General features: G+C 62.2%; 10 protein-coding genes. 7 read left to right on the forward strand and 3 right to left on the reverse strand.

All coding sequences use genetic code 11. The features are described 5' to 3' along the window. Nucleotides 1-108 precede the first annotated feature (108 nt). Nucleotides 109-1248 (reverse strand): D-alanyl-D-alanine carboxypeptidase family protein, encoded by a 1140-nt coding sequence (locus ACKTSJ_RS10575; RefSeq protein WP_407900045.1) that lies wholly within the window; start codon nt 1246-1248, stop codon nt 109-111. A gap of 104 nt (nt 1249-1352) precedes the next feature. Between ACKTSJ_RS10575 and ACKTSJ_RS10580 the strand changes: the two genes are divergently transcribed. Then, a complete protein-coding gene (locus tag ACKTSJ_RS10580) occupies nt 1353-2252 on the forward strand; it encodes an HDOD domain-containing protein (protein WP_407900047.1) in 900 nt (299 codons plus the stop codon). A 25-nt stretch (nt 2253-2277) separates the two neighbouring features. Here the strand turns inward: ACKTSJ_RS10580 and ACKTSJ_RS10585 are convergent, their stop codons facing one another. Both ACKTSJ_RS10585 and ACKTSJ_RS10590 read right to left on the reverse strand, forming a co-directional pair. Then, nucleotides 2278-2811: a response regulator transcription factor gene (locus ACKTSJ_RS10585; RefSeq protein ID WP_407900048.1), complete on the reverse strand. Its 534-nt coding sequence runs from the start codon at nt 2809-2811 to the stop codon at nt 2278-2280. Beyond that, a complete protein-coding gene (locus ACKTSJ_RS10590; protein ID WP_407900050.1) occupies nt 2808-4181 on the reverse strand; it encodes an ATP-binding protein in 1374 nt (457 codons plus the stop codon). Before ACKTSJ_RS10590 ends, ACKTSJ_RS10585 begins: the two co-directional genes overlap by 4 nt. 120 nt (nt 4182-4301) lie before the next feature. On the opposite strand from ACKTSJ_RS10590, the gene ACKTSJ_RS10595 reads away from it, so the two are divergent. The 6 genes from ACKTSJ_RS10595 (at nt 4302) to ACKTSJ_RS10620 (ending at nt 9797) form a co-directional block, all read left to right on the forward strand. Beyond that, nucleotides 4302-6536 carry a TonB-dependent receptor gene (locus ACKTSJ_RS10595; RefSeq protein WP_407900052.1) on the forward strand — a complete coding sequence of 745 codons (2235 nt, stop codon included), beginning with the start codon at nt 4302-4304 and terminating at the stop codon, nt 6534-6536. 120 nt (nt 6537-6656) lie between these two features. Next, entirely contained in the window at nt 6657-7157 is a 501-nt protein-coding gene (locus ACKTSJ_RS10600) for a copper chaperone PCu(A)C (RefSeq protein ID WP_407900054.1), read from the forward strand. Then, on the forward strand, nt 7138-7629 hold the full coding sequence (locus ACKTSJ_RS10605; protein ID WP_407900056.1) for a copper chaperone PCu(A)C: 492 nt from the start codon (nt 7138-7140) through the stop codon (nt 7627-7629). Before ACKTSJ_RS10600 ends, ACKTSJ_RS10605 begins: the two co-directional genes overlap by 20 nt. A gap of 129 nt (nt 7630-7758) precedes the next feature. Beyond that, nucleotides 7759-8181: an Hsp20/alpha crystallin family protein gene (locus ACKTSJ_RS10610; protein ID WP_407900058.1), complete on the forward strand. Its 423-nt coding sequence runs from the start codon at nt 7759-7761 to the stop codon at nt 8179-8181. A 93-nt stretch (nt 8182-8274) separates the two neighbouring features. Further along, nucleotides 8275-9159 carry an acetylglutamate kinase gene (gene argB, locus ACKTSJ_RS10615; RefSeq protein WP_407900060.1) on the forward strand — a complete coding sequence of 295 codons (885 nt, stop codon included), beginning with the start codon at nt 8275-8277 and terminating at the stop codon, nt 9157-9159. Continuing rightward, nucleotides 9156-9797 (forward strand): pyrimidine 5'-nucleotidase, encoded by a 642-nt coding sequence (locus tag ACKTSJ_RS10620; protein ID WP_407900062.1) that lies wholly within the window; start codon nt 9156-9158, stop codon nt 9795-9797. The genes argB and ACKTSJ_RS10620 overlap by 4 nt, the downstream gene beginning before the upstream one ends. Nucleotides 9798-9905 lie beyond the last annotated feature (108 nt).

Consider the following 9905-nt stretch of genomic DNA (forward strand, 5'->3'; position numbering starts at 1 on the left):
TTATCTCCACCTTGGCACCTAGATGCCGTCAGGTCCGCGAGGGGCTACCTCATTCTTACTTACTTACCTCGCTCCCCGTGGGGAGGGAGGCGTCCATCCCATCTCCTTTTAATTGAACAGCAAGCGTATTGCATCCACTCCGCGCGCGAACACGTTCGCCAGCGGCACGCGCTGCAATGCGATCACCGGCGCGTCGAGCAGGGGCTCCCCGTCCAGCAGCAGATGCAGGATGCCGACCGGTTGTTCGCGATTGATGGGGGCGACCAGCGGCACCGCGGTTTCCAGCCGGGCCCGCAGGCGCTCGCGTGTGCCGGCGGGAACCGTTACATAGAGGTCGGCGGCAAAACCGATGTCGAGCCGGTCTTCCGTGCCTTTCCACACCCGCACGGTTTGCACCGGCTGCCGTTCGCGGTAGAGCAGGACCGCCTCGTATTCGCGGAAGCCGTGGTTCAGCAGGCGCTGGCTGTCGCTGTCGCGCAGGCTGGCGGTTGCGGCGCCGATGACCACCGCGAGCAAGCGGCGCTGGCCGCGCCGGGCGCTGCTGGCGCTGGAGAAGCCCAGTCCGTCAACCTGGGCGGTCTGCAGGCCGTCCACATTTGGGTCCAGCCACAGCAGGCGGTTGTGGCTGTATTGCTCGATGCCGTTGTAGGTGTACTGGCGCTGGGCGTAGCGCGGAATGAAGTCGGGGAAGTCGCGCAGCAGGGCGGCGGCGAGCAGGACGAGATCGTGCGCGCTGCTGTACTGTCCCGTCTCATCGACGCCGCTGGCATTGGCAAAATGGCTGTCGCTCAGCCCCAGCCGTTGTGCCGTGGCATTCATGCGGTCAACGAAGGCGAGTTCGTGATGGGCGACGGCTTCCGCCAGCACGCGCGCCGCATCGTTGGCCGACTGCACGATCAGGCCGTGCAGCAGGTCGTCCACCGAGACATCCTGGCCGGACTGGAGAAACATGCGCGGCTCCTTGTGCTGCGGGCGCAAGGCGTATTGCGTGGGCGTGACGTGCTGGCGCAGGGTGATCTCGCCGTCGCGCAACGCGCCGAACACCACATAAGCCGTCATCAGTTTGGTCAGCGAACCCGGGGCGATATGTTCATGCGCCGCTTCGGACACCAGCATCTGGCCGCTGCCCGCGTCGTACAGCGCGTAATGTTTCGCCCCCAGCGCGGGGGCGGCGGGGAGCGCATGGGCCGTATTGAACCAGCCGGACAGCAGACACAGCAGAAAGAAAGGGAATCGCATATCGGTCATGTCAGAGTGTGGCGCGGATTATACCGTGCCATGGCAGCGCCGATGCCCGCCAATCCGGCCAACAAACTTGAGGTGCTGGCCTTCTGCACGTATCCTCATCCCCCATGACAGCTGATAACGCACGTACGCTGGATTTCACCCAGGGAATGAACCGGTCTGTCGATCTGCGCCAGGGCATCCGCCACCTGGATGATCTTCCGGCCATGCCGGCCATCGCCCAGAAACTGATGACCCTCGATCTCGATAGCGAGCAGGGGGAGCGGCAGATGCTGTTGTTGATCTCGCAGGATCCGCTCATTTCGGCCAAGCTCATCGGCCTGTCGAACTCGCCGCTACTGGGCGTTTCACGCAAGGTATGCTCGGTCAAGGATGCCGCCCTGCTGCTTGGCCTGAACCGGGTCAAGTCGGTAGCGACCGGTATCGCCGTGATGTCCCTGATGAGCAAACCCATCGGACGCTTCGATGCGCAGGAAATGTGGTTGCACAACTTGTGCGTCGCGTTCGCCATGTTGCCGGTGGTGCGCGCCATGCCGTTCAAATCGCGCCCGCAGGACGATCTCATTTTCCTCGCCGGCATGTTGCACGACATCGGCTATCTGGCGCTGGCGCATCTGGACGTGCAACGCAGCGATGACCTGCATACGCGCATCGCCATCGAACCGGGTCGCCCTTCCATCGAGATCGAACGCGAGTTGCTGGAAGTGACGCATGACGAGCTGGGCGCCGAGCTGGCCAAACACTGGAACCTGCCGGAAGAGCTGGTCGCGGCGATCCGTTATCACCACACCCCGGATGCGCCCGGGGCGGCGGGACTGCCGCTGGCACGCATCATCGCTGTCACCGAACAACTGATCCCCTTCGCGGGGCTGCGCGAATTCGTCCGCGATCGCGTCACCGACGAAGCGTGGGCTGCGCTGGGCATCGATCCGGAGCAGGCCGAAGACATCACCCTGCAAGCGGTCGAACAGGCGGAACAGGCGATACAGTTCGTCAGCTCGCTCTGATCGCGCCGATGCCCCGGCGCGCCGTTCAATCCACCACGTGCCGTTTTGCCAGCTTGCGCTGCAAGGTGCGGCGGTGCAGGTTGAGCAGGCGCGCGGTGGCGGAGATGTTGCCGTGCTGTTCCTGCAGCACGCGGTTGATGTGCTCCCATTCAAGACGATCGATGGTGGCGGGGTGCGCGTCGAACGCGGTGTCGGAACTGGCGTGGTGGCCGAAGGCGGCGACGATCTCGGCGGCGTTGGCGGGTTTGGAAAGGTATTGCGTGGCGCCCAGCTTGATCGCTTCCACGGCGGTGGCGATGCTGGCGTAACCGGTGAGCATGACGATGCGCGTGTTGGGGTCGAGCTCGTGCAGACGCTGCACCAGCACCAGTCCTGAAGCGCCGTTCATCTTGAGGTCGATCACCGCGAATTCGGGCGGGTTGGCCTCGACCAGCGGCAAGGCGGTTTCCACGCTGTCCGCATCGCTGACCGCATAACCGCGCTTCTCCAGCGCGCGTTTCAGCACGCCGCGGAAGGTGTCGTCGTCATCGACCAGCAACAGGTTAGGCAGGTCGCTCATGCGTTCATCCTGATGCGGGGCAGGATCACTTCGGTGGTCGCGCCGCCGCCTTCGCGGTTGGACAGTTGCACGCTGCCGCCCAGCCGTTCCAGTGTGGCGTTGGCGAGGAACAGGCCGAGTCCGCGGCCTCCTTCCTTGGTGGTGAAGAACGCGGCACCGGCACGTTCCGCCGCTTCCTGCGTAAGTCCCGGGCCGTGGTCGCGGATCTCCAGCACGGTGCGCGCATCGTCCCAGCGCAATTTCACCTCCATCTCGTCCGGCGCGGCATCGGCGGCGTTGTTGAGCAGGTTCAGCAAGGCGGCGCGCAGGGCGGGATCGGCGCTGATGCGCGGCGCGGGTTGTGCGCCTTCGACTTCATAGCGGTAATGCACGGCGGGGCGCAGCAACTGCCATTCGTCCAGCACGCCGTGCAAAAAGGTCACCACGTCCACTGCGTCGGGCGTCTCCTGCGCGTGGCGGATCAGCGTGTCGAGGATACGCTTGCAGTTCTTCACCTGATCGTCGAGCAGGTTCAGATTTTCCTTCTGTCCGGGGTTCTCGCATTCGTCGCGCATCTCGCCGACGACGACGGCCATGGTCGAGAGCGGCGTGCCCAGTTCATGCGCGGCGCTCGCGGCCAGCGTGCCGAGCGCGACGATGCGTTCGTTGCGCAGGGTCTCCTCGCGCACGCGGTTGAGTTGGGCATCGCGCTGGCGCACGGCCGTCGCCATTGCCGTCGCGAAATAGGCGATCACCGCCGCGCTGATGACAAAACCCAGCCACATGCCGAGCACGTGGGTATTGAAGGCATCGTCCAGCGGCGAGGCGGCGGGCGCAGCGGCGACGGGGGCGGACTCGGCGCGGCAGAAATCCGGGTCGTCATGACCGGCATGCAGGTCGGGCGCGATCTGCGTCAGCGGTTGCCGGAGGCCGTGCTGCGCATGGGCATCGCCCGTCGGCAACGGCACATACCACACCATCAGCAGGCTGTAGCAGGCCACGGTCAGTGCCGCCATGCCCCAGGTGTAACGGCGCGGCAGGATGGCGGCCGCCAGCACCAGCGGCAGCAGATAGAGGGAGACAAAAGGATTGGTCGAGCCGCCGCCGAAATACAGCAGCACGGTGAGCGCATTCACATCCAGCGCCAGCTGGAAGAACAGTTCCGGTTGGCTGACCGGATAGTCGAGCGACAAACGCCACCGCGTCACCAGATTCGCCAGCAGCAAAAACACCACCGTGCCGATCATCGGCGACCATTCGAAATCGGGGCTGAGGAAGCGGTGCGCCAGGAGCAATGTCGCCAGTTGCGCGAGGATGGCCCAGTTGCGCAACATGAAAAGCCGGCGCAGGTGCGAGTGTCCGGTCTGGGTGGAAAGCAGCGAAATATGCATGGCGCGGATTCTACCGGAAGCCCGCCGTTACTGGGATGCGACAAAATGCCGCAGGGTCGGCGGCGCATAAATTCATACAATCTCCGGCGCTTGAATTTTGACCAACCGGAGAAAATGAAAATGAAGTTGAAGCTGATCGCGGCGAGCGTCGCGCTGGCCCTGGCGAATCCGCTGCTGGCGGCGGACGGCGTACTGGACGAAGTGGTGGTGACCGCACCCAAAGCAAAGCCTGAAAACGCGGTTGATATGTCCGCGTTGCGCGCACTGCGTCCCGCTACCAGCGACAGCGCCAGTCTGTTGCGCGATGTGCCTGGAGTCAGTCTGTATCAGGCTGGCGGGGTGTCCAGCCTGCCCGCCATCCGCGGCTTGGCGGATGATCGTATCCGCACCAAACTGGATGGCATGGACTTGATCTCATCCTGTCCCAACCATATGAATCCGCCGTTGTCCTATGTGGCGCCCAGTCAGCTTGCGGCGCTGGAGGTGTACGCCGGGGTTTCACCGGTGAGCACGGGAGGCGACAGTATTGCCGGCACCATTGTCGCGAACACGCCGCTGCCGGAATTTGCAGCGCCCGGGCAAAAAAATATCAGCACGGGTGAAGTCGGCGCGTTTTATCGCAGCAACAATCAGGCGCGCGGCGGCAATGTTGCGGCGACCTATGCTACCGAACAGTTCAACATCAACTACAGCGGCGCTTACAGCAAGGCTGACAATTACCGTGCGGGCGGCAATTTCAAGAGCAGCACGGCGACGGGTCGTCCCGGTCACACCCTGGCGCTGGATCGAGTGGGTTCGACCGCCTACGAGTCGCAAAATCACACGCTGGGGATGGCCTACAAAAATGCCGCGCACTTGTTTGAAGGGAAAGTTGGCTATCAGGATATGCCGTTCCAGAACTACCCCAATCAACGCATGGATCTGCTCGGTAATACCGAAAAACGGGCCAACGTGCGCTATCGGGGAACCCTGGATTGGGGCGTGCTGGAAACCCGGATCTATCACGAGGACGTCAAGCATCGCATGAACTTTGGTGAGGATAAACGCTTCTGGTACGGCACGGCTTCGGGTGCGGGATTGCCGTGCACCCCGCTGGGGCCGACTTGTGCGGCCGGGATGCAGATGAATACCGATGGCAAAACCACGGGTGCCAGCCTCAAGGCGGAATTGCCGCTGTTCGCGCATGATCTGTTGCGGGCCGGGATGGAATTGCAACGCTATCGCATGGACGACTACTGGCCCGCCACCGGCGGCATGATGTGGCCGGGCACCTTCTACAACATTCAGGATGGCAAGCGCGATCGCAAGGCGCTGTACGCAGAATGGGAAACCAGGCCGGATTCGCAATGGATGGCTTTGTTCGGTTCGCGTTACGAGCAGGTCAATATGAATGCGGGCGCCGCCAGCGGTTATAACCCAACCACCAACATGAATGGTTCCAACCAGCAGCGCGATGCGGCAGCGTTCAATGCGCGCACGCACAAGCAGACCGACAACAATATCGATCTGACCGCGCTGGCGCGCTATGCCGCCAGCGCCGAACTGGATGTTGAACTCGGCGCGGCGCGCAAAGTCCGGTCGCCGAATGTGTACGAGCGCTACACCTGGTCAACCTGGTCGATGGCGGCGGTGATGAACAATCTGAAGGGGGATGGCAATGGCTACTTCGGCAATCCGGACCTCAAACCGGAGCAGGCGCACACTGTGTCCGTCACGCTCGACTGGCATGCTTCCGATCTTGGCTGGCAGCTCAAGGCGACACCGTTCTATACCCGGGTGAACGATTACATTGATGCGGTGCGCGGCGATCAGGCGACTCCGCCGGCAGCGGTTGCCTTCGTGCCGGGGCAGTTCAACGTGTTGCAATACGCCAACCAGGATGCGCGCTTGTACGGGGTGGACGTGTCCGGCCATGCATCGTTGGGCCACACTGCGTGGGGTGGCTGGGGGGTGCAGGGTGTGCTCAATTACACGGACGGTAAAAACATGGATACCGGGGATGATCTGTACAACACGCTGCCGCTCAATGCCCGGTTCACACTGACGCAACACGCTGGAGGCTGGGACAACAAGGCCGAATGGGTGCTGGTCGCAGCCAAGGATCGCGTGTCTGATATTCATCGCGAACTTCAAACTCCGGGTTACGGGCTGCTCAATTTGCGTGCCAGCTATACCTGGCAGCAACTGCGCATCGATTTTGGCGTGGAGAACGTGCTCGACAAGTTCTATTCGCTGCCTACGGGCGGGGCTTATGTCGGGCAGGGGGGCACCATGGGCATCAATGATATCCCGTCAAACATTGCGGTGCCGGGGATGGGGCGTTCGCCCTACACCGGGGTGAACTACACGTTCTGATGAAGGTACGATCACGGTCCAGTGAACGGATCATGATTTTTTCGATCGTCTGAAACAGGCTAGAATGCTGTGCGCCGCCGATGCAAAACGCGGCACCGATTATTTGATAAGGAGTCAGTCATGAAAAAGTTTTTGTGGGCGGGTTTTGCGGCCATGCTGTTCGCGTTGCCGGTGCAGGCAAAAGACGTGAAGGTGGGCGATGCGTGGTCGCGCGCGACAGCGCCGGGACAGGATAGCGGCATGGTGCAGGCGGTCATCACCAGCAAAAAAGCGGCGCAGCTGGTCGGAGCTTCGTGCAAGTGTGCCGCAAGCGTCGAGTTGCACAGCATGGTGACCGAGGGCGGCGTGATGAAGATGCGCCAGGTGGAGGCGATCGATCTGCCCGCAGGCGAAGCCGTGGATATGGGTGCGCAGGGCTATCACCTGATGCTGATCGGTCTGAAGAAGCCGCTGGTGGAAGGTAAGAAAATCGCGCTGACCCTTCGGTTGCGGCAGGCCAACGGCAAGGAAAAGAAAGTCAAGGTCAACGCCAAGGTCCGGGGGATGACCGACAGCAAGCCGGAAATGAAGCACGGCGCGATGAAACACGACGCGATGAAGCATGAGCACATGGCGCACTAAGTTGCGGATGGCTGCCTTGTTCGGCGGCCTGTGGTTGAGCCAGTTCGCCTGGGCCGGCGATGATGTGATCGTGGACAAGGTGTGGATGCGCGAAAGCGTGCCGGGGCAGACTGCCGCCACCGTGCAGTTGAATCTGTCGGTGACCCCGGCGGCGCGCCTGCTCGGTGTGAGCAGCCCTCTTGCCGCCACCGGCGAGATTGTCAGCGTGGAGCGACGCGGCGGCAGGATGCAGGCTCACGCCCTGCGCGACTTGCGGCTTGCCGCGCGCAGCACGACCATTTTTGGGGTGCGCGGCCTGTATCTGATGCTGCGCGGCCTGAAACAACCGCTGAATGTGGGTGACCGGGTGCCGGTCAGTCTGTCGTTGCGGGTGGCGGGAGTGCGCAGGACGATCGAGGCGACGGCAGAAGTGCGCGCACTGGAGTTGAGCTACAAGCACTACAACGACCCGGCGGTGATGGATCACCGCTAGCCGGGGCAGCGGGGGAAAAGGGCGGCGGCAGCCGCCTTTTTTTTGCCCTTGAAAATTGTGAGGGTGTCCACAGATAGGGTGCAGGCGGGCGCAGCCCGTATTCCCTTAACCGAACCGAAGGAGGATGCAATGGCCAATATCAGCAGAATCAACCCGACCGGCAATGCGCTGGACGACCTGTTCCGCGGCTTCTTCATGCAGCCGGTGAAATTCGAAGGTCAGCCGGAAATCCAGATCAGGATGGACGTGAGCGAGGACGATCAGGCTTACACGGTGCACGCCGAAATTCCCGGCGTAAAAAAGGAAGATATACAGGTGCATATCGACGGCAATCAGGTGTCGATCGGGGCCGAAGTGAAGAACGAGAAGGAAGTGAAGGAGGGCGAGAAGCTGCTGCGCAGCGAACGTTACTACGGCAGTGTGTCGCGCGCCTTTTCGCTGGGGCAGGAAGTGGATGAAAATCAGGCGCAGGCGAAATACAAGGACGGCGTGCTGGAGCTGACGCTGCCGAAGAAGGTGACGGTGACGGCAAAAAAACTGGTGATTCAGTAAGCGCTTGGGTTTTTGTTGCGGGCGGGCGGCGCAATGCCGCCCGTTTTGTTTTGCGCTGGAGTAGAATTCGCGGCACTTTTTTCAGGAGCCATCATGCCGCTGACCGCTGCCACTGCCGCGCAAAAAGCGCACACCCTGTCCGAGGCGCTGCCCTACATCCAGCGTTTTTTCGACAAGACCATCGTCATCAAGTACGGCGGCAACGCCATGACCGACCCTAAGTTGCAGGAGGGGTTCGCGCGCGATGTGGTGCTGCTCAAGCTGGTGGGCATGAACCCGGTGGTGGTGCACGGCGGCGGACCGCAGATCAATGACCTGCTGAAGCGGGTCGGCAAGCAGGGCGAATTCGTGCAGGGCATGCGCGTGACCGACGAGGAGACCATGGATGTGGTCGAGATGGTGCTGGGCAAGGTCAACAAGGACATCGTCAATCTGATCAACAAGCACGGTGGCAAGGCGGTGGGCCTGACCGGCCAGGACGGCTCGTTCATCCGAGCCGACAAGATGATGCTGGAAAGTCTGGCGGAACCGGGCAAGATGCTGGACATCGGTCAGGTCGGGGAGATTAGCAAGATCGACCCGTCCATCATTACGTTCCTCGACTCCGGCGATTTCATTCCCGTGATCGCGCCGATCGGCGTCGCGCCGGACGGCGAGACGCTGAACATCAATGCCGACCTGGTGGCGGGCAAGCTGGCCGAGGTTTTGCGCGCCGAGAAGCTGGTGCTGATGACCAATACGCCGGGCGTGCTGGACAAGGATGGAAAGTTGCTCACCGGGCTGACGCCGAAGACGGTGGACGAACTGGTGGCGGACGGTACCCTGTCCGGCGGCATGTTGCCCAAGATCGGCTCGGCGCTGGACGCCGCACGCAGCGGGGTGCGCGCGGTGCATATCATCGACGGTCGGGTGGAACATGCGCTGCTGCTGGAGATTCTCACCGACGAAGGCGTGGGTACGCTGATCAAAAGCAAATGACCCCTGCGCGCGTCTGGCTCTTCGATCTGGACAACACGCTGCACGATGCGACCCCGCATGTCTTTCCGCACATCAATCGCAGCATGACCGCCTATCTGCAGGAGAATCTGCAACTGGATGAAGCGGCGGCGAATGCGTTGCGTGTGGATTACTGGCAGCGCTATGGAGCGACCCTGACCGGGCTCATGAAGCATCACGCTACCGACCCGGATCATTTTCTGTGGCATACGCACCAGTTTCCGCAATTGCGGCAGATGGTGCTGCGCGAGCCGCGCTTGCACCGTGCGCTGCAGGGCTTGCCCGGGCGCAAGGTGGTGTTCTCCAATGCGCCGGAGCAGTATGCGCGGGCCGTGCTGAAATTGTTGCGGGTGGATGATCTGTTCGAGGATGTGTTCGCCATCGAGCACGCGCATTACAAACCCAAACCGCAGGTGGCCGGATTCCGCCACCTGCTGCGCAAATATCGCCTGCAGGGCGCGCAGTGCGTGATGGTGGAAGATAGCGCGGAAAATCTGTTGACCGCCAAACGCCTGGGGATGCGCACGGTGTGGGTGAGCACTGCCCCGCACACGCCGCCGCATGTCGATGTGAAGATCCGCACGGTGCTCGATTTGCCGCGCGTGCTGGCAAAATTGTAAAAGGAGATGGGATGGACGCCTCCCTCCCCACGGGGAGCGAGGTAAGTAAGTAAGAATGAGGTAGCCCCTCGCGGACCTGACGGCATCTAGGTGCCAAGGTGGAGATAA

This window comes from Ferrigenium sp. UT5, from assembly GCF_045866295.1.
Lineage (GTDB): Bacteria > Pseudomonadota > Gammaproteobacteria > Burkholderiales > Gallionellaceae > Sideroxyarcus.

Excerpts from the sequence above, each read along its gene's own strand:
- ACKTSJ_RS10575 (WP_407900045.1), bottom strand. The coding sequence starts at position 1,248 with ATGACCGATATGCGATTCCCTTTCTTTCTGCTGTGTCTGCTGTCCGGC.
- ACKTSJ_RS10580 (WP_407900047.1), top strand. The coding sequence starts at position 1,353 with ATGACAGCTGATAACGCACGTACGCTGGATTTCACCCAGGGAATGAAC.
- ACKTSJ_RS10585 (WP_407900048.1), bottom strand. The coding sequence starts at position 2,811 with ATGAGCGACCTGCCTAACCTGTTGCTGGTCGATGACGACGACACCTTC.
- ACKTSJ_RS10590 (WP_407900050.1), bottom strand. The coding sequence starts at position 4,181 with ATGCATATTTCGCTGCTTTCCACCCAGACCGGACACTCGCACCTGCGC.
- ACKTSJ_RS10595 (WP_407900052.1), top strand. The coding sequence starts at position 4,302 with ATGAAGTTGAAGCTGATCGCGGCGAGCGTCGCGCTGGCCCTGGCGAAT.
- ACKTSJ_RS10600 (WP_407900054.1), top strand. The coding sequence starts at position 6,657 with ATGAAAAAGTTTTTGTGGGCGGGTTTTGCGGCCATGCTGTTCGCGTTG.
- ACKTSJ_RS10605 (WP_407900056.1), top strand. The coding sequence starts at position 7,138 with ATGAGCACATGGCGCACTAAGTTGCGGATGGCTGCCTTGTTCGGCGGC.
- ACKTSJ_RS10610 (WP_407900058.1), top strand. The coding sequence starts at position 7,759 with ATGGCCAATATCAGCAGAATCAACCCGACCGGCAATGCGCTGGACGAC.
- argB (WP_407900060.1), top strand. The coding sequence starts at position 8,275 with ATGCCGCTGACCGCTGCCACTGCCGCGCAAAAAGCGCACACCCTGTCC.
- ACKTSJ_RS10620 (WP_407900062.1), top strand. The coding sequence starts at position 9,156 with ATGACCCCTGCGCGCGTCTGGCTCTTCGATCTGGACAACACGCTGCAC.